Here is a 19,336-nt window from a genome sequence, read left to right on the forward strand (position 1 = left end):
AGACATCTGTGTACCGGTCGACGGAAGGACGCAGCAGGGTGGACCTGTTCGAATACCAGGCGCGCGACATCTTCGAGAAGCACGGCGTTCCCGTGCTGGGTGGAGTGGTCGCGACCACTCCTGAAGAGGCTCGCTCAGGCGCAGAAGAGCTCGGCGGAGGAACTGTCGTCGTCAAGGCGCAGGTCAAGGTCGGAGGCCGCGGGAAGGCGGGCGGCGTCAAGCTCGCCCACACCCCCGACGAGGCAGCCGCCAGGGCCGAAGAGATCCTCGGCATGGACATCAAGGGACACACCGTCCACCGCGTCATGATCGCGGCCGGCGCGAAGATCGCCGAGGAGTTCTACTTCTCGGTGCTCCTCGACCGGGCCAACCGCTCGTACCTCGCCATGGCGAGCGTCGAGGGTGGCATGGAGATCGAGCAGCTCGCGGTCGAGCGCCCCGAGGCTCTCGCCAAGGTCGCCGTGGACCCGATCGTCGGGATCGACGAGGCCAAGGCCATCGAGATCGCCGAGGCCGCCGGCTTCGCCGACGACATCAAGGCCCAGGTCGTCGACGCGTTCCAGAAGCTGTGGACCGTCTACAAGGAAGAGGACGCGACGCTCGTCGAGGTCAACCCCCTCGTCCGCACCGAGGACGGCTCGATCGTCGCCCTCGACGGCAAGGTCACCCTCGACGAGAACGCCGGGTTCCGCCACGCGGAGCACGCCGAGCTCGAGGACAAGGCTGCGGCCGACCCTCTCGAGGCCAAGGCCAAGGAGAACGACCTCAACTACGTCAAGCTCGACGGTGAGGTCGGCATCATCGGCAACGGCGCTGGGCTCGTCATGAGCACCCTCGACGTCGTCGCGTACGCCGGTGAGGCGCACGGCGGGGTCAAGCCCGCCAACTTCCTCGACATCGGTGGTGGCGCCTCGGCCGAGGTCATGGCCGCGGGCCTCGACGTCATCCTCGGCGACGAGCAGGTCAAGAGCGTCTTCGTCAACGTCTTCGGCGGCATCACCGCGTGCGACGCTGTCGCGAACGGCATCGTCGGCGCCCTCAAGGTGCTCGGCGACGCCGCGACCAAGCCTCTCGTCGTCCGTCTCGACGGCAACAACGTCGAGGAGGGACGCGCGATCCTCATCGAGGCTGCGCACCCGCTCGTGACCCTCGCCGACACCATGGACGGCGGCGCCGACAAGGCTGCCGAGCTCGCCCACGCGTCGGTCTGACCGCACCCGAACGAGAGAAGAAGCGACACAACAATGGCAATCTTCATCACTGAGGACTCCAAGGTCATCGTTCAGGGCATGACCGGATCCGAGGGGCAGAAGCACACCACGCGCATGCTCGCCTCGGGCACGAACATCGTCGGTGGCGTGAACCCGCGCAAGGCCGGCACCTCCGTCACCTTCCCGAAGGGCGAGTCGAGCGTCGACGTCCCCGTGTTCGGCTCTGTCGCCGACGCGATGACCGAGACCGGTGCTGACGTCTCCGTGATCTTCGTGCCGCCGGCCTTCACCAAGGCCGCCGTCGTCGAGGCCATCGAGGCAGGCATCCCGCTCGTCGTCATCATCACCGAGGGTGTCCCCGTCAAGGACACCGCCGAGTTCTTCACGCTCGCTCAGGAGCGCGGCGTGCGGCTCATCGGCCCGAACTGCCCCGGCCTCATCAGCCCCGGGCTGTCGAACGTCGGCATCATCCCCGCGAACATCACGGGTGCTGGCAAGATCGGGCTCGTGTCCAAGTCGGGCACGCTCACGTACCAGATGATGTACGAGCTCCGTGACTTCGGCTTCTCGACCGCGATCGGCATCGGCGGAGACCCGATCATCGGGACGACGCACATCGACGCCCTCGAGGCCTTCGAGGCCGACCCCGAGACCGCCGCGATCGTCATGATCGGCGAGATCGGTGGCGACGCCGAGGAGCGTGCGGCGGCGTACATCGCCGAGCACGTGACGAAGCCCGTGGTGGGCTACGTCGCAGGCTTCACGGCTCCCGAGGGCAAGACCATGGGCCACGCCGGCGCCATCGTCTCCGGCTCGTCGGGCACCGCGCAGGCCAAGAAGGAGGCCCTCGAGGCCGCCGGCGTCAAGGTCGGCAAGACGCCGTCCGAGACCGCCGCGCTCATGCGGGAGATCCTCTCCGCCTGAGCAGCTGCTCAGCGGCGGCCTGCTGGCCGCCAGCACGACCCGCAGGCCCGTCCCGGTACGTCCGGGGCGGGCCTGCGGTCTTCGCCCCTGGGCCAGACCTGATGGGTCCATCGCGGCCGTTGCCAGGGCAGGCGGTTCCTCGCGACGTCCGTGGCCGCGGGCCCCACGTCTCCGCAGAACTTTCACGCCCGGTGTCGCCCGGCTCACCGTCCGGCCTCCCTCGCCCGGAGGCCACGAGGGGAGACCATGATCGGTGTGAACCGAGGACCTCGCAGCGACGACCCGACCAGCACCCGCCCCGGTGCCGTGCGACGGACGCTCGAGCAGCCCGAGAAGACCCGCCGGTGGCCCAGCCTCGACCTCGGCGCCCCGTGGGTGTCCGGGGTCCTCGGGGCCGTGCAGGCCCTCGTCTTCTCGCTCGCCGTGGTCGTCGTGCCCGCCATCGCGATGGCCGTGGCCGCCAACGCCCAGCTGAGCGCCGTGACCTCGGGCTGGACTGCCGCAGTCCCTGTGGCCGCCCGACTCTGGCTGCTCGGGCACGGTGCCCCCTTGCACACAGGTGCCGCGACAGTGACCCTCGTGCCGCTCGGCATCACGGCCGTCGCCGTCTTCGCGGTCCTGGTCTCGGCGCGGCGCACGATCGTCGCGACGCGGTCCGCGCTGTGGACGGCGGTCGCGACCTACGTCGTCGGCGTCCTGCTCGTCGCGCTCGTGACAGGGTCGACCGACGGGCTCCAGCTCGCCTCGTCCGTGGTCGGTGGTCTGGTGGTCGCCCTCCTGGGTCTCGGCTGGGGGCTGCTCACAGGCCCGGAGCCCGGACCGCTCGTGGCGCAGGCACGTGCGCTCGTCGCGCGGGTTCCGCAGCTGCTGCGGGTCGGTGTGCGTGGCGCGCTCTCGGCCGCGGCTGTCCTCGGCGTGCTCGCCGGTCTCCTCACGCTCTTCTGGGTGCTCATGGGCTGGTCGACCGTCGGAGACGTGCTGAGCGACCTGAGCCTCGACGCCGCGAGCACCATCTCCCTCGGGATCGCCCAGCTCGCCGTCCTGCCCAACCTCGCGGTGCTCGCCGTGACCTGGTTGGCGGGACCGGGGTTCTCCGTCGGCTCCGGGACGCACTTCGGGCCTGACTTCGTCACCTCAGGGCCGCTGCCCGCCATCCCGCTCCTCGGCGCGCTGCCGGCTCCGAGCACCGGGGGTGGCATCGCGCTCTGGGCACCTGTGCTCGTCGTCGTCGCCGGGATCTGCGGCGGGTGGGCCGCGACCCGCCGCACCGACAGCCTCGTGTGGTGGCACGTCGTCCCCCTCGCCGGGCTCGTCGGCGTGGGGAGCGGGCTGGTCACCGCGATCATGGTGGGCCTCGCCTCGGGGGTCGCCGGTCCCGGCAGGCTCGCCGACGTCGGGGCCTCGCCCGTCTACCTCGGCGGGTGCGTCGCCGCGCAGACCGGTCTCGGCGCGCTGCTGGTGCTGCTCGCCACCCGCGCAGAGGTGCACGCCGCCGTGGTGGCCGCGTGGCGGTCCGTGCGCGGGCGGGGGAGAGCGGGCGGCGACGCTGAGGTGGATCCCGGAGCCGGTGGCGCAGGCTCCAGCACGGGGGAGGGTCCCGGGACGGCAGCACCTGCCGAGGAGACAGCGGGAGCTGCACCGACGAAGGGCGCGTCGACGACCACGTCGACCTCGACCGCTGCGCCTGCTCCGACGACCCCGCCTCAGTCGGTCAGCGACGACCTGTAGTCGTCGATCGCCGTCTCGTACGTGGTCTGGCAGGACGTCTGGGCCGTGATCGTGATCGCCTCGTCGAGGCAGGTCTGACGGTCTGTCTCGATGCCCCAGACCGGGATCACCGCGAGGGTCGAGAGCCCGAGGATCACGGTCATGAGCATGCCGGCCGACAGCACCACGACGAGCCCACCGCGCAGACCTGCGCGCCACACGGTCCGCAGGGCCCGGACGCCGACCACCAGCGCAGCGACACCGACGGCGACGCTGAGCATCCGCCAGGGCAGCGCGACCGAGCTGAGGAGCAGCGAGGCCAGCATGTAGAGCCCGAAGATCATGACTCCCCGGGTCGCGAGGCGAGCCTTCTCGGGGTCGACCGGCGGGCGTGGCGCGCGCGGTGCCCCACGCCCGTCCCAGCTGCCCGGTGCGCCACCCGGTCCCGGCTGGCCGTGGTCGCCCGGAGCAGGCGTGACGGGCTGGCCCGGGAGTGGCTGCGGTGCGGGGGACTGCGGCGGGAGCCCGCCGTCCTGGCCGTCCTGCGGAGATCCGGTCGCGACCGGGCGGTGCGGGGTGCTGCCCGGGGGCTTGGGCGCGTACGGGTTTCCCATGAGCCCATCATCCCGTACCGCAACGGGCCGTGGTGCAGACGGCCCGGCCTGTGGAGCCGTCCGGCGCGGCTGCGCGTCGGCAGGCTAGTCTTCCGACCGTGACTCCTGGTGACCCCGTCCGTACCCCGTCCGGCCACGTCGTCCCCGTCGTGGGGCGCACCGAGGGATCGCCCGCTCGGGTGGTCGTCCTCGCCTCGGGAGCGGGCAGCAACCTCGCGGCCCTGCTCGACGCCCAGGCAGACCCGGCCTACGGCGCCCGGGTCGTCGCCGTCGTGACCGACAAGCCCGGGGCCGGAGCCCTCGACCACGCCCGCGCGGCAGGTGTCGCGTGCGCTGTCGTCGAGCCCTCCGACTTCGCGTCCCGCGAGGACTGGGACCGTGCTCTCGCCGAGACCGTCGCGGTCTTCCACGCGGACTACGTCGTCAGCGCGGGCTTCATGAGGATCTTGGGCCGCAGCTTCCTCACGTCCTTCGGCGGACGCACCCTCAACACCCACCCTGCGCTGCTCCCGGCCTTCCCCGGCGCGCACGGCGTCCGGGACGCCCTCGCCCACGGGGTGCGGATCACCGGCTGCACAGTGCACCTCATCGACGAGGGGGTCGACACGGGCCCGATCGTCGCGCAGGCAGCCGTGGCCGTCGAGGACGGTGACGACGAGCCGACGCTCCACGAGCGCATCAAGGCCGTCGAGCGTGCGCTGCTCGTGGAGTGGGTCGGCAAGATCGCCCGTGGCGGCCTGAGCGTCGAGGGCCGCAGGGTCGTCGTCGGGACGCCTGAGGTCTGACGGCAGGGCTGGGTTTCTTTCTTGCTCGCGGAACGGCACGGCTCTGGGCCGCGCCACCCCGGCCTACCCCGCTGCAGCCGCCCCCTCGAGCCCGCCCCTTCAGCCTGCGTCCGATCTCGGTTAGGCTGGATCTCGGTCGCGACTGGCGAGGGTGGGGTTCACCACCGGGGAGCGACCGGAACGCCCCCGCAGCTGCGCCGCCCGCCTGGGCGCCTGGGTCCACGTCACCGCTCGTCGCACCTGGACGGGCGGTCTCACGAGAACCGCAGCCCGGAGGAGACCCCTGATGTCCGCAGCACACCCGTCCGCTGAGCCCGTCGCCCAGCTCGCCGACGACTCGCAGCGCCCAGTCCGACGCGCCCTCGTCAGCGTCTACGACAAGACCGGCCTCGCCGAGCTCGCCCAGGCGCTGCACGCAGCCGGCGTCGAGATCGTCTCGACAGGGTCGACAGCCTCGACCATCGCTGCCGCGGGTGTGCCCGTCACCGGGGTCGAAGAGCTCACGGGCTTCCCCGAGTGCCTCGAGGGACGCGTCAAGACCCTGCACCCGCGCGTGCACGCCGGCATCCTGGCCGACACCCGCAAGGCCGACCACCTCGCGCAGCTCGACGAGCTCGGCGTCACGCCCTTCGAGCTCGTGATCGTCAACCTCTACCCCTTCACGGCGACTGTCGCCTCGGGCGCGACGCCCGACGAGTGCGTCGAGCAGATCGACATCGGCGGTCCGTCCATGGTCCGCGCCGCCGCGAAGAACCACCCGAGCGTCGCCGTCGTCGTCGACCCCGCCGCGTACCCCGAGGTCGTCGTCGCGGTCCAGGGTGGCGGGTTCACCTACGCGCACCGCAAGGCGCTCGCCGCGCAGGCCTTCGTGCACACCGCGAGCTATGACGTCGCCGTCGCCACGTGGATGAGCGAGGTCGTCTCTCCGACGGACGTCGTGCTGACCGACGGCCCCGACGGTCTGGGCGTCTCGACGGGCTTCCCGTCCTGGCGCGGTGCCACCTGGACGCGCTCGGACGTGCTCCGCTACGGCGAGAACCCGCACCAGGGTGCTGCGATCTACGTGGCCGAGGGTGCGACGGGGGGCCTCGCCCAGGCCGTCCAGCTGCACGGCAAGGCCATGAGCTACAACAACTACGTCGACGCGGACGCCGCCTGGCGCGCCGCCCACGACCACGAGGGCGCGACAGTCGCGATCATCAAGCACGCCAACCCCTGCGGCATCGCCGTCGGCAGCGACATCGCCGACGCGCACGCCAAGGCCCACGCCTGCGACCCGCTGAGCGCCTTCGGCGGTGTGATCGCCGCCAACGGCATCATCACCAAGGCCGCCGCGGAGCAGATCGCCCCGATCTTCACCGAGGTCGTCGTCGCGCCGGGCTTCGAGCCGGAGGCCGTCGAGATCCTCAGCGCCAAGAAGAACATCCGCCTGCTCCAGGTCGACGGCGCGCCGTCCGCGACCGTCGAGACCCGTCCGATCAGCGGCGGCCTGCTCGTCCAGGAGGTCGACCGCGTCGACGCCGCCTCCGAGACCGGTGGCGACGCGCCCGAGAGCTGGACCCTTGCGACAGGTGAGGCCGCTGACGCCCAGACCCTCGCCGACCTCGAGTTCGCGTGGCGTGCCGTGCGCGCCGTGAAGTCCAACGCGATCCTGCTCGCCGACGGCGGGGCCTCTGTGGGGGTCGGCATGGGACAGGTCAACCGGGTCGACTCGTGCCGCCTCGCGGTCGAGCGCGCCAACTCCGGTGACGTCGAGCGCGCCCGCGGGGCCGTCGCGGCCTCCGACGCCTTCTTCCCCTTCGCCGACGGGCTCCAGGTGCTGCTCGACGCGGGTGTCCGCGCCGTGGTCCAGCCGGGCGGCTCGGTCCGCGACGCCGAGGTGATCGCCGCGGCCGAGGCCGCCGGGGTCACGCTGTACCTCACGGGGACGCGCCACTTCGCACACTGAGACGGGACGAGCCCGGCCTGACCTCCTCATGGTCAGGTCGGGCTCTCCGGGTCTGGGGGGTGAGCGAGTCTTCCAGGTCAGGCCGAGCTGGGCGTGGCAGCTGCCGTCGCCTTGAGCGGCACCCTGGGATCGGCTACCTTGTCGAGGTCGAGCAGCGCGGGCCCCTGGGCCATCAGGCGTCGTGCCGCGGCGACGTCGCGCGGAGAGTCGACCACCAAGATCCCCGTGACGGTCCCGGCCTCGCCGACGTAGCACGCCACCCAGCCGGTCCCCGGGGTCGACGGGTCGCCGCGCAGCACGACGCTGTCCGCAGTCGGGTCCGGCAGGCCGAAGAGGGCGAGGTCGTGACCCAGCTGGGTCGAGAACACGTAGGGCGCCGGGACCGGCGGGGTCTCGAGGCCGAGGATCGAGCGTGCGACGGTGCCGGGGTCCAGCAGCGCCGCAGACCAGTGGCCTCCGTGCACCTGGCCCCACACGTCGTCCGCGCGCGTGGCGCAGTCGCCGACAGCCCAGACCGCAGGCTGGGAGGCAGCGGTCTCCGGCGCGGCGCCCTCACCGGATGCAGACCCTGGTCCCGCGAGCACACGGCCGTGGATGTCGGTCTGCACGTCTCCGCGCGGCCCTGTCGGCACGGTGCCCGCCAACCACCCCGTCGCCGGGCGGGCCCCGACGGCGGCGAGCACCACGTCGGCGCCGACCATCTCCCGGCGCGTCCCGTGGTCGACGTGCACACCCTCGGGGCCGACAGACGTCACGGTCACGCCGGTGACCAGCGTGACACCGGCCTTCTCGTACCAGCCGGCGAGCAGCGCGCCGACCTGCGCACCGAGCTGGCGGTGGAGCGCGACGGGCGCAGCCTCGACGACGGTCACCTCGACCCCCTGGGCGGCAGCAGCACCGGCCACCTCGGCCCCGATCCAGCCGGCCCCCACGCAGACCAGACGACGGCCTGGCGACAGGGACGCCCGCAGCGCCTCGGCGTCTGCTGCGGTGTGCAGGGTCGTGGCGCTGTCCCACCCGACCGGGCGGACCGGTTCCGAGCCGCAGGCCAGGACCACGACGTCCGCCGTGATGGTGCGTCCTGACGCCGTGGTGACGATGCTCGGCCCACCGTCTGCGCCCAGGGTCAGCGCGACAGCCGGGTCGCCGAGGACGGTCTCGTCGGCCAGCACGTCGAGGTCGGCACCGGTCTCGTCGACCAGCCAGGCCGGCGACGTGCGGGTGAAGAGCTCTTTCGACAGCGGAGGCCTGTCGTACGGGGCGACTCCCTCGGCACCCAGCACGGTGATGCGTCCGGTGCTGCCGTGGGCCCGCAGTGCCGCGGCCGTCTGCGCGCCTGCCAGACCGGCCCCGACGACGAGGACCGACAGGTGCTCCGGAGCCGGCGACCCGACCGGGCGGGCGGCAGACGGCTCCATCAGGGTGTCCGCAGGGTGGTCCACAGACGACGGCGCGGCGGGGGAAGGCGTTCGATGCATGCAGCCAACGGTAGTCTCGGTCGGGTGATGCGCTCGTGACAGTGGTGAGCAGACCGACAGCGGCAGGCGGGATGACGGTGGACGACGTGACGGCCGGTCAGGACTCGACCGGCCGACCCCTCGGGCCGGTGCCCCTGGCCGACGGTGCGCAGGCGCACGACGCTGCGCTCAGCAGCGCTGCTGCGACCGCCCCGCCAGGCGAGCGCGGTGAGGTAGAAGACCCCCACGAGCCCGTCGAGCCCCACGAGCTCAACGAGCACGTCGTCGCGCAGAGCCTGCACCCGATGCCCGCCCAGCCGCGTCGCAGCCCAGCCATCTGGGCCGTCATGGGGGCGCTCGTGGTCGTCCTCGTCCTCGTGGTCACCGTCAGTGCCTCGGCCGGCGCCCTCGCGCTCGCAGCGGTGCTGGTGACCGCCGGGATCTGCCGGGCTGTGCTCCCCGGAGACGTCGTCGGTCTCGCTGTGCGCTCGCGGACCGCCGACGTGGTGTTCTACCTGCTGCTGGCCGCTGCGATGGCCTTCCTCGCGCAGACCGCCCCGAACCTCTGAGGCGAGGACGCCGAGCACCTCGTCGTCGATGGTGCGCGCTGGCGCGGACCTCTGAGACGACGGCAACAGCCCGTCGCCCCTGACGCACGCTGCCCCGGACCTCTGAGAGGTCCGGGGCAGCGCTGGTGCGGTGCGTGAGCGGGTCAGGCTTTGTCGGTCGAGGACTCGTCGGCCGAGACGCCCTCGGCGCCTGCGTCCTTCTCGGCCGCGGCACCCTCGGCGCCGTCGACCTTCGGAGCAGCGTCGGTCTTCGCAGCGTCGTCAGTCTTCGGAGCAGCGTCACCCTTCGCAGCTCCGTCCACCTTCTCGACCACGACGGTCTTCTCGACGACGACGGCCGTCACAGCCGCTCCAGCGTCAGCAGCATCGCGCTCGTCGGTCGTGGCCGGGCGGTCGAAGAGCGAGTCGCGCGCCTGCGCGTCGGCGGCCTCTTCCTCGACGGCGATCTCGTCACGCATGCCCGTCGCGACGGCAGCGCTGAGCGCTGTGGGGCCCGAGGCGAAGCCGCGGTAGAAGAGCGCGGCGATCGCCGCACCGGCGAGCGGTGCGACGAGGAACACCCAGAGCTGGCTGAAGGCCCAGCCGTCGGAGAACACCGCGGCGGCGATCGAGCGTGCCGGGTTGAGCGAGCCGTTGGACATCGGGGACGCGACGACGAGCAGAGCGGCGAAGCTCAGGCCGAGGACGACGGGCACCATGCGCGAGCGGACGCGGCGGTCGGTCACGGCGAGGAAGATGCCGACGAACAGCGCCGTGAGGACGACCTCGAAGATGACGACCTCGACGGTCCCGAAGGACGGCAGGGTGGGGGCTGCGAGCTGACCCGCGGTGATGGCCTCGTCAACCTGGGCACGGGTCGCGCCCTGGGCGAGGTACGGGGTGTAGAAGGCCGTCTCGGCGGCGCGGTAGGCGGCCGAGTGGACGCCGTAGCCGTTGGCCGTCGTCGAGAAGAAGTCGCGCAGGGTCGCGTAGGCCGAGGACTCGGAGGCGAAGCTGGCGGGCAGGGCCGCGAAGAGTGCTGCGGCGCCGGCGACGGCGCCGACGACCTGCGAGACCCAGTAGACAGGGAGCCTGCGCCACGAGGTGCGCCCGGCCAGGGTCGCGCCGAGCGTGACCGCCGGGTTGAAGTGACCGCCCGAGACGTGCCCGACGGCGGCGAGCGCACCCATGAGCGCGATGCCGTAGGCGAGGGCCACCTCGAAGGTGCTCAGGCCCTGCGTCGTCGCGTACAGCGCCGCACCGAGACCGACGAAGACGAACAGGAAGGAGCCGAAGAGCTCTGCGCCGGCGACCGCAGCGAGCGAGGTCGGCTTCGGTGCGGCGACCGTCGTCGGGTCGTCGACCGCGGTCTGGACGGTCACGGTCTCCGTGATCGTCGTCGGTGCGTGGGCGTCGTGTGACATGAGAGTCCTGTCGAGAGTCGGTGTGGTGAGCGCGGGGCTGCCCGGCACGAGATGCGTGACCGCGGGCCCCCTGGCTGCAGGTCTACGTCGAGCATGGTGGCAGACGCACCTGGGAGCGGCCTGACGAGACGCTGTGCGTCGCCCGCGTCTGACGGTATCCCTCCTGGTGAGGACTCTGCCAGAAGTATCTTGACGTCGAGAAGTCTAGTAGCGTTGACGCACCCGAGACGCGGTCGCCGAGGTCCGTCCCCGCGCAACCCCCGTCGAGGTACGAGTGTCGTGCACGAGCCGTGTAGGGCAGGATCGAGAGTGGTCCGGCTCCTCCAGGTCGTGCAGTCGACGCACCTCCAGGGTCCGGCAGGTGTGTGCACCCCAGGACCGTGCCGAACGAAGGAGTTGTGACATGAGCCCTACCCCCGTCAACGTCACCGTGACAGGAGCCGCCGGCCAGATCGGCTACGCGCTGCTGTTCCGCATCGCCTCGGGCCAGCTGCTCGGGCCCGACACGCCCGTCCGGCTGCGCCTCCTCGAGATCCCGCAGGGGGTCAAGGCTGCCGAGGGCACGGCCATGGAGCTCGACGACTGCGCCTTCCCGCTGCTCGCGGGCATCGACATCTTCGACAACCCGACCGAGGGCTTCGAGGGCACCAACATCGGCCTGCTCGTCGGCGCGCGCCCGCGCACCAAGGGCATGGAGCGCGGTGACCTGCTCGAGGCCAACGGCGGCATCTTCGGACCGCAGGGCGCCGCGATCAACGCGGGTGCTGCGGACGACGTGCGGATCCTCGTGGTCGGCAACCCCGCGAACACCAACGCGCTCATCGCCTCGTCGCACGCCCCCGACGTCCCCGCCGACCGTTTCACGGCGATGACGCGGCTGGACCACAACCGTGCGCTGAGCCAGGTGGCGACCAAGGCCGGCGTCTCGGTCGCCGAGGTCCGCCGTCTGACGATCTGGGGCAACCACTCCGCCACGCAGTACCCCGACCTCTTCCACGCCGAGATCGCCGGCGCTCCAGCGACCGCGCTGACCGACGACACGTCGTGGCTGACCGACGACTTCATCCCGACGGTCGCGACCCGTGGGGCCGCGATCATCGAGGCACGCGGTGCGTCGTCGGCCGCGTCGGCTGCCAACGCCGCCGTCGACCACGTCCACGACTGGGTGCACGGGACGCCCGAGGGCGACTGGACGTCGGCTGGTCTGGTCTCCGACGGTTCCTACGGTGTCCCCGAGGGGCTCGTGTCGTCCTTCCCTGTCGTCTCGCGCGACGGCCGGTGGGAGATCGTCCAGGGCCTCGAGATCGGCGACTTCTCGCGCGAGCGCATCGACGCGTCGGTGCGTGAGCTGGTCGAGGAGCGCGACGCGGTCCGCAGCCTCGGGCTGGTCTGACGCTTCGCTGCTCTGATACCGAACCAGTCCGGCGCTGCACTGCTCTGATACTGAACCACTCGGGCGCTGCACCACCCTGACACTGCACGACAGCACGAAGACCCGGTCGCCTGCGCGGCCGGGTCTTCGTGCGTCCGGGTGGCCCCAGGGTCGTGCGCTTCCGCACCTCCGCGCCTACGCGCCTACGCGCCTACGCGCCTACGCGCCTACGCCCCTCCGCGGCGATCGGTGAGCGCTCCCAGGCACTCGGTCCTGGGATGAATCTCTGCAAGATTCGCGCCCGTCTCGCCCGCATTCGTCTAGGAGAAAAGCCACGTCTCGACGCCACGCTGCAACCTTCACCCGCACCCTTGCTGCAAGTTTCAGCAACGCGTACAGTCCTGCCCATCAGACCTGGGTGCGCACCGTCGCGCGCCCTCGACGAAGGAGTCGTGGATGATCCACGCAGGATCACGTCAGTTCCCCCTGCTCCGAGGCCCGTCTCGGAGATACCCCGCAGCCCTGGCTGCGGTCGCCCTGCTCGGAGCGAGCCTCGCCGGTGTCGCCGGCACCGTGAGCGCAGCCCCGGCCACCGCAGCACCCGGAGCGCCGCGCCTGGTGGGCAGCCTCCAGTCCGAGATCGGCTGCGCCGCCGACTGGGAGCCCGCCTGCGAGGCGGGCCTGCTCGCCCCGACGGCGACCGACGGGGTCTACTCGACCACCGTCACCGTCCCCGGCGGCGACTACGAGCTCAAGGTGCTCGCCGGTGACACCTGGGACGACCCGTCTTGGGGCCGTTCCGGGACCACAGGCTCGGGCGCCGAGAACATCCGGCTGAGCACCGCGGGCGAGGTCGAGCTGCAGGTCGTCTTCGACACCGCGTCAGGCCGCACGAGCTTCGTCCCGACCGCTGACGTCCCCGAGCCCACCGACGCGGACGCGCCTGCCCCGGTCCGCCAGCCCGGGGGCGACGAGCAGATGTACTTCGTCCTCACAGACCGCTTCGCCAACGGCGACCCCTCGAACGACACCGGGGGAGTGCTCGTCGACGGCGTGCCGGCCACGGACCGCCTCGACACGGGCTTCGACCCGACCGACAAGGGGTTCTACCACGGCGGTGACATCCAGGGCCTGCGCGACAACCTCGACTACATCGACGGACTCGGCACCACGGCGATCTGGCTGACGCCCTCCTTCAAGAACCAGCCTGTCCAGGGCACCGGGGCGGACGCCTCGGCCGGGTACCACGGCTACTGGATCACCGACTTCACGACCATCGACCCGCACCTGGGCACCAACGAAGAGCTCGACGCGCTCATCGACGAGGCCCACGCGCGAGGCATCAAGGTCTACTTCGACATCATCACCAACCACACGGCCGACATCATCGACTACGAAGAGGGCCAGTACACCTACCGCCCGACGACGCAGGAGCCGTACACTCCGTTCCTGCCGATCGGCCTCGAAGACGCCAAGACGCCGTCCTGGCTCAACGACCCGGCCCGGTACAACAACCGCGGCAACTCCACCTGGGAGGGCGAGTCTGTCGTCCTCGGCGACTTCGACGGCCTCGACGACCTCGACACCTCCCAGCCCGAGGTGGTCCAGGGCTTCGTCGACATCTACTCGCACTGGGCGCAGTCCGGCATCGACGGCTTCCGCATCGACACCGTCAAGCACGTGGACTTCTCGTTCTGGGAGGAGTGGACCACCGCGGTCAAGGCGGCCTCGGGCAACCCCGAGTTCTTCATGTTCGGCGAGGTCTACGACGCCGACCCCGTCAAGCTCTCGCCCTACGTGCGCGATACCGACATGGACTCGGTCCTCGACTTCACGTACCAGTCGGCCGCGTCGTCCTACGCCAACGGCAACAGCGCCCGCGGGCTCCAGCTGCTCTTCGACGGTGACGACAGGTACACGACCGCGACCAAGAACGCGCACGCGCTGCCGACCTTCCTCGGCAACCACGACATGGGCCGCATCGGCTACGTGGTCAAGGACTCCGACGACCCGCTGGCCCGCTCCGAGCTCGCGCACTCCCTCATGTACCTGACCCGCGGGCAGCCCGTCGTCTACTACGGCGACGAGCAGGGCTTCGTCGGCAGCGTCGGTGACGGCAAGGACAAGAACGCCCGCCAGTCGCTCTTCGACTCCCAGGTCCCCGAGTTCCGGGACCAGGCGCTCCTCGACGGGTCGTCCGGCGCGGGTGACCACTACGGCACCGACGCCCCGCTGTACACGCACATCGCCGAGCTCGCCGCCCTGCGGACCGGCCACCCGGCGCTCTCCGACGGCGCGCAGATCGAGCAGCACGTCGCCTCGGGGGCCGGTGTCTACGCCTTCTCGCGTGTCGACACCGAGGCGAGCGACCCGGCCGAGATCCTCGTCGCCGTGAACAACGCGACGACCGAGTCGACGGTCGAGCTCACAGCGCTGACCACCGACGCGGCCTTCGCGCCGCTCTACGGCACGACCGCCCCCGTCTCGTCGGGCGCCGACGGGACCGTCTCGGTCACCGTGCCCGCCCTCTCGGCCGTCGTCTACGAGGCGCAGGCCCCGCTCACGGCAGATGCTGCACCCGTCGAGGCGGCCTTCACCACCCCGACGCTGGGGCAGGGCCTGACCGGTCTGCAGGAGATCTCCGTCGAGCTCGGCACCGAGCGCTACGCCGAGACGACCCTCTCGTACCGCGTCGCCGGTGCGCAGGACTGGGAGCTGCTCGGCACGGTCGACGACGGCTCGCCGCGCCTCTACCAGGATGTCTCGGCGCTCGCGCCGGGCACCGTCGTCGAGTACAGGGCCGTCGTGCGCGACGCCGACGACAGGCTGACCCAGACCGTCGTCACCGCGAGCATCGGCGACGACCACGGCACGGGCACCCCGGTCGTCGTTGACCCGAGCGACAGGCTCACCGTCCCCGGCAGCCACGGCGCGTCCATGGGCTGCTCCGACTGGGCCCCGGGCTGCGAGGGCTCGGCCCTCACGCTCGGCGAGGACGGTCTCTACTCCGGGACCTTCGACATCCCGGCCGGCACGTACCAGCACAAGTACGCCTTCGGTGCGGACTGGGCCGACAGCTACGGCGTCGGCGGGGTGCACAACTCCGCCGACGGCAACTACTCGTACACCCACCCGGGTGGACCGCGGACCTTCTGGTTCGACCCCGCCACGAAGCTCGGCACCAGCAGCCCGGCCGGCGAGCCCGTCTTCACGGTCGCGGGCGACTTCCAGACCCAGCTCGGCTGCGCGGCGGACTTCTCCGACGCCTGCGTCGGCGGTCAGCTGGTCGCCGGTGCTGACGGCACGACCTACACCTTCACGACCGACGTGCTGACGCCGGGCACCTACAAGGCCAAGGTGGTCGAGGGGTTCTCCTGGGACACCAGCCACGGGGGAGCGGACGGCGGCGACGTCGTCTTCACGGTGACGGCCGAGGCGCCGACGGCGACCTTCACCTTCGACCGTGCGGCAGGCGTGCTGACCGTCGCCGCCGCGGCCGCCCCCGAAGAGCCCGAGGGGCCCACGCCCCTGCGCGACGTCACCGTGTCGATCGCCGGCACCATGAACGCCGCGATGGGCTGCACGGGTGCGTGGCAGCAGACCTGCGTCTCCGCCGAGCTCACCGAGCGTGCGGGATCCGTGTACTCCAAGACCTTCCCGCTCACCGCCGGGACGCACGAGTACAAGGCCGTGATCGACCACGCCTGGAGCGAGAGCTACGGCCGAGACGGCGGGAACGTCACCTTCACCCTGCCCGCCGACCAGGACGTCACCTTCGTCTACGACGACGTCTCGCACACGGTCATGCACTTCTTCGAGGGGAGCCCGGACGGTCGCCTCGCCGTCGCCGCGGGCGACTTCCAGTCCGAGCTCGGCTGCGCTGCCGACTGGGACGCGACCTGCCTCGCGTCGTGGATGTCCACGACAGACGGTGTCGTCTACAGCTTGACCACAGACCGGCTCGAGGCCGGGACCTACGAGACCAAGACGGTCTTCGAGGGAGACTGGGACGACGCGCTCCCGGCCGAGAACGTCGTCTTCGACGTCCCGTCCGACTGGGTCACCATGATGTTCCGCCTCGACTCGACCACGGGGGAGATGACAGTGCAGGCAGACCAGAGCGTGCCGGGTGCCGGTGCGCGGGCCTTCTGGCTCGACGCGCGGACGCTCGCGCTCCCGACAGCAGCCGTCCCCGAGGGCGGCGACCCCGCCGCACGGACCTGGACGCTGCACGGCGCCCCGGCCGGCGGGATCACCGTGCAGGACGGTGTCGTCACGACGCCTGACGGCACCGACCTCCCGCTGACGCTGCTGCCCGACGGCGTGCCTGAGGACCTGCGCACCCGGCACCCTCTCGCCAGCGGGTACCTCGCGCTCGCCCTCGACGCGGGTGTGACCGACGAGCAGGTCGCCGGTCTGCTCACCGGAGAGCTGCGCCTCACCCAGGCCGGCCCTGCCGGGCTCGAGTACTCGACAGGCGTGCAGGTCTCCGGGGTCGTCGACGACCTCTTCACCGTCGCCGCCGACACCCCGCTCGGTGCGACGTGGGACGGCGACGTCCCGACGCTGACCCTCTGGGCGCCGACGGCGAAGTCCGTGACGACCCGGGTGTGGCTCGACGGTGACGGCCTCGCCGCGGGCACCCCGACCGACGTACCTGCTGTCCGGCAGGCCGACGGGACCTGGGTCACCCAGGGTGCCGCGTCATGGAAGGACGCCGCGTACGTCTACGACGTCGAGGTCTACGTCCACTCGACGGGCGCCGTCGAGCACAACGTCGTGACAGACCCCTCGTCCGTCGCGCTCACGCTCAACTCCGCGCAGTCCGTCCTCGTCGACCTCGCGGACCCGACCTATCAGCCGGCGCTGTGGGCCGACACCCCGCAGCCTGTGGTCGAGCGCGACGTCGACCGCAGCATCTACGAGCTGCACGTGCGCGACTTCTCGATCACCGACGAGTCCGTCCCCGAGGCAGAGCGCGGGACCTACAAGGCCTTCACCCGTGACTCCGACGGCATGAAGCACCTGAGGTCGCTCGCGGCCGCAGGGCTCAACACCGTGCACCTGCTGCCGACCTTCGACATCGCCACGATCGAAGAAGACCGGGCCCTGCAGGAGACCACCGGCGACCTCAGCGGCTTCGCCCCCGACTCGACCGAGCAGCAGGCGGCCGTCGGCGCTGTCGCGAGCACCGACGCCTTCAACTGGGGCTACGATCCGCTGCACTTCACGGCGCCCGAGGGGTCGTACGCGACCGAGGGCAACCAGGACGGCGGGGCACGCGTCGCCGAGTTCCGCTCCATGGTCGGCGGCCTGCACGCGAGCGACCTCCAGGTGGTCCTCGACCAGGTGTTCAACCACACCGCGGCGAGCGGCCAGTCCGAGAAGTCTGTGCTCGACCGCGTGGTCCCCGGCTACTACCAGCGCCTCAGCGCGACAGGGGCCGTCGAGACCTCGACGTGCTGCGAGAACGTCGCGACCGAGAACGCGATGGCCGAGCGCCTCATGGTCGACTCCGTCGTCACGTGGGCGCGGGACTACAAGGTCGACGGCTTCCGCTTCGACCTCATGGGCCATCACTCCCGCGACACCATGCTCGCCGTGCGCGCTGGTCTCGACGCCCTGACCCTCGAGAAGGACGGGGTCGACGGCTCGTCGGTCTACCTCTACGGCGAGGGCTGGAACTTCGGGGAGGTCGCCGACAACGCGCTCTTCGAGCAGGCCACCCAGGGGCAGCTCGGCGGCACGGGCATCGGGACCTTCTCCGACCGCCTGCGCGACGCCGTGCACGGAGGAAGCCCGGTCTCGGGTGACAGCATCTTCCAGCAGGGCTTCGGCACGGGGCTCGGGACCGCCCCCAACGGGCGCCCGACGAGCACGAGCGACCCCGCCACGCTCAACGACGGCTCGCCCGAAGAGCTCGCGGCCCTCGCGCACAGCACAGACCTCGTGCGTCTCGGCCTCGCCGGGAACCTGCGGGCCTTCAGCTTCGAGACGTCGGCGGGCACGGTCCAGCGCGGCGACGAGATCGACTACAACGGCCAGCCTGCCGGCTACGCCGACTCACCTGAAGAGGTCGTCACCTACGTGGATGCCCACGACAACGAGACGCTCTTCGACATCCTCACCCTCAAGCTGCCCGTCGAGACCTCGATGGCCGACAGGGTCCGGATGAACACGCTGTCCCTCGCCACGACGACCCTGTCGCAGACCCCGTCCTTCTGGCACGCCGGGACGGACCTGCTGCGCAGCAAGTCGCTCGACCGCGACAGCTTCAACTCGGGAGACCACTTCAACGAGATCGACTGGACCGGCCAGGAGAACACCTTCGGGTCCGGTCTGCCTCCCGAGGAGAAGAACGGCGACAAGTGGGACTACATGCGCCCGCTTCTCGCCGACCCGGCGCTCAAGCCTGCCCCTGCCGACATGGCGACAGCCCAGGCAGCCGCCTCCGACCTGCTGCGCCTGCGGTTCTCGACCCCGCTGTTCAGGCTCGGCGAGGCAGGGCTCATCACCGAGAAGGTCACCTTCCCGGGGTCGGGCGCCGACGCGGCACCCGGCGTGATCGTCATGCACGTCGACGACACCGTGGGCGCCGACGTAGACCCGGCGCTCGACGGGCTGCTCGTGGTGTTCAACGCGAGCCCGGAGTCTGTCACCCAGACCGTCGACGGTCTTGTCGGGCGTGAGCTCGCGCTCTCGTCCGTGCAGGCCGACGGGTCGGACGCCGTGGTGCGCGAGACCACCTGGGACGCTGCGACGGGTCAGGTGACGGTGCCCGCACGGACCGTGGCCGTGCTCACGGAGACCCAGGTCGCCGGGCCGACCGAGCCGACCGAACCGCCGACGGAGGAGCCGACGGCTGGACCGACAGATGGCCCGACGGGTGGACCGACCGACGGCCCGACCGACGGCGTCGACGGCGCGGTCGTCACGCTCTCCGCCAGCACTGTCCGCGCAGGCGAGAGCCTGACGGTCGACGCCTCCGGCTTCGCGCCGGGTGAGACCGTCCAGGTGTGGCTCAACTCGGAGCCGCAGCTGCTCGTCGCCCGGGCAGCCGGGGACGATGGCGCGCTGTCGGTCCGGGTGACCGTGCCGCTCGCCACCGAGCCCGGTGCGCACACCATCCGGGCTGTCGGGCTCGCGTCGGGCACCGAGGGGTCAGCAGCGCTCACCGTGCTCGCTGTCGACGGCAGCGGTGCAGGGGCGTCAGGACCGGGCGGCGGGCTGAGCCTCACCGGCGCCGCTCCGTTCGCGGCAGCCGTCCTCGCCCTCGTGCTGCTCGGCGCGGGTGCAGCGACGATCACCGCCCGCCGCCGCCGGGACGACGCCGGCTAGCGAGAGGT

At 71.5% G+C, this 19,336-nt stretch carries 11 protein-coding genes and 1 riboswitch; of the genes, 8 read left to right on the top strand and 3 right to left on the bottom strand.

The genetic code is table 11. The annotated features are described in order from the left end of the window. The first annotated feature begins 38 nt into the window (after positions 1–38). The 3 genes from sucC (at position 39) to HZZ10_RS01915 (ending at position 3,863) form a co-directional block, all read left to right on the top strand. A complete protein-coding gene (sucC, locus tag HZZ10_RS01905; protein ID WP_056128925.1) occupies positions 39–1,211 on the top strand; it encodes an ADP-forming succinate--CoA ligase subunit beta in 1,173 nt (390 codons plus the stop codon). A gap of 33 nt (positions 1,212–1,244) precedes the next feature. Then, positions 1,245–2,135: a succinate--CoA ligase subunit alpha gene (sucD, locus tag HZZ10_RS01910; protein ID WP_056128929.1), complete on the top strand. Its 891-nt coding sequence runs from the start codon at positions 1,245–1,247 to the stop codon at positions 2,133–2,135. Positions 2,136–2,390: 255 nt separating this feature from the next. After that, positions 2,391–3,863: a cell division protein PerM gene (locus HZZ10_RS01915; protein ID WP_179912199.1), complete on the top strand. Its 1,473-nt coding sequence runs from the start codon at positions 2,391–2,393 to the stop codon at positions 3,861–3,863. Here HZZ10_RS01915 and HZZ10_RS01920 read toward each other — a convergent pair. Then, entirely contained in the window at positions 3,839–4,456 is a 618-nt protein-coding gene (locus HZZ10_RS01920; protein WP_179912200.1) for a hypothetical protein, read from the bottom strand. The two genes, HZZ10_RS01915 and HZZ10_RS01920, sit on opposite strands and share 25 nt — an antisense overlap. A 98-nt stretch (positions 4,457–4,554) precedes the next feature. On the opposite strand from HZZ10_RS01920, the gene purN reads away from it, so the two are divergent. After that, a complete protein-coding gene (gene purN, locus HZZ10_RS01925; RefSeq protein ID WP_082543763.1) occupies positions 4,555–5,241 on the top strand; it encodes a phosphoribosylglycinamide formyltransferase in 687 nt (228 codons plus the stop codon). Positions 5,242–5,369: 128 nt separating this feature from the next. Beyond that, positions 5,370–5,459, top strand: a riboswitch (ZMP/ZTP riboswitch). Between the two features lie 68 nt (positions 5,460–5,527). After that, complete coding sequence (purH, locus tag HZZ10_RS01930) at positions 5,528–7,189, top strand: bifunctional phosphoribosylaminoimidazolecarboxamide formyltransferase/IMP cyclohydrolase (RefSeq protein ID WP_179912201.1); 1,662 nt, start codon at positions 5,528–5,530, stop codon at positions 7,187–7,189. Positions 7,190–7,266: 77 nt separating this feature from the next. On the opposite strand, the gene HZZ10_RS01935 is transcribed toward purH, so the two are convergent. After that, the gene (locus HZZ10_RS01935) at positions 7,267–8,667 is read right to left on the bottom strand and encodes an NAD(P)/FAD-dependent oxidoreductase (RefSeq protein WP_228086854.1); all 1,401 of its coding nucleotides are present in this window, start codon (positions 8,665–8,667) and stop codon (positions 7,267–7,269) included. A gap of 71 nt (positions 8,668–8,738) precedes the next feature. Between HZZ10_RS01935 and HZZ10_RS01940 the strand changes: the two genes are divergently transcribed. Beyond that, complete coding sequence (locus HZZ10_RS01940) at positions 8,739–9,215, top strand: DUF3017 domain-containing protein (protein WP_179912202.1); 477 nt, start codon at positions 8,739–8,741, stop codon at positions 9,213–9,215. A 143-nt stretch (positions 9,216–9,358) separates the two neighbouring features. Here HZZ10_RS01940 and HZZ10_RS01945 read toward each other — a convergent pair whose 3' ends face one another. Beyond that, positions 9,359–10,618, bottom strand: a complete 1,260-nt coding sequence (locus HZZ10_RS01945) for an MIP/aquaporin family protein (RefSeq protein ID WP_179912203.1) — start codon at positions 10,616–10,618, stop codon at positions 9,359–9,361. A gap of 403 nt (positions 10,619–11,021) precedes the next feature. Between HZZ10_RS01945 and HZZ10_RS01950 the strand changes: the two genes are divergently transcribed. Together HZZ10_RS01950 and pulA are read left to right on the top strand one after the other, a co-directional pair. Next, on the top strand, positions 11,022–12,011 hold the full coding sequence (locus tag HZZ10_RS01950) for a malate dehydrogenase (RefSeq protein ID WP_179912204.1): 990 nt from the start codon (positions 11,022–11,024) through the stop codon (positions 12,009–12,011). A gap of 435 nt (positions 12,012–12,446) precedes the next feature. Next, entirely contained in the window at positions 12,447–19,328 is a 6,882-nt protein-coding gene (pulA, locus tag HZZ10_RS01955) for a pullulanase-type alpha-1,6-glucosidase (RefSeq protein ID WP_179912205.1), read from the top strand. The last annotated feature ends 8 nt before the right edge of the window (positions 19,329–19,336 follow it).

The organism is Sanguibacter inulinus, assembly GCF_013415325.1.
In the GTDB taxonomy this organism is placed as follows: Bacteria; Actinomycetota; Actinomycetes; order Actinomycetales; family Cellulomonadaceae; genus Sanguibacter; species Sanguibacter inulinus.

Bases quoted from the DNA above. Each gene is read 5' to 3' on its own strand.
- purH (WP_179912201.1), top strand. From the start codon at position 5,528: ATGTCCGCAGCACACCCGTCCGCTGAGCCCGTCGCCCAGCTCGCCGAC.
- HZZ10_RS01935 (WP_228086854.1), bottom strand. From the start codon at position 8,667: ATGCATCGAACGCCTTCCCCCGCCGCGCCGTCGTCTGTGGACCACCCT.
- HZZ10_RS01920 (WP_179912200.1), bottom strand. From the start codon at position 4,456: ATGGGAAACCCGTACGCGCCCAAGCCCCCGGGCAGCACCCCGCACCGC.
- pulA (WP_179912205.1), top strand. From the start codon at position 12,447: ATGATCCACGCAGGATCACGTCAGTTCCCCCTGCTCCGAGGCCCGTCT.
- HZZ10_RS01945 (WP_179912203.1), bottom strand. From the start codon at position 10,618: ATGTCACACGACGCCCACGCACCGACGACGATCACGGAGACCGTGACC.
- HZZ10_RS01950 (WP_179912204.1), top strand. From the start codon at position 11,022: ATGAGCCCTACCCCCGTCAACGTCACCGTGACAGGAGCCGCCGGCCAG.
- sucD (WP_056128929.1), top strand. From the start codon at position 1,245: ATGGCAATCTTCATCACTGAGGACTCCAAGGTCATCGTTCAGGGCATG.
- HZZ10_RS01940 (WP_179912202.1), top strand. From the start codon at position 8,739: ATGACGGTGGACGACGTGACGGCCGGTCAGGACTCGACCGGCCGACCC.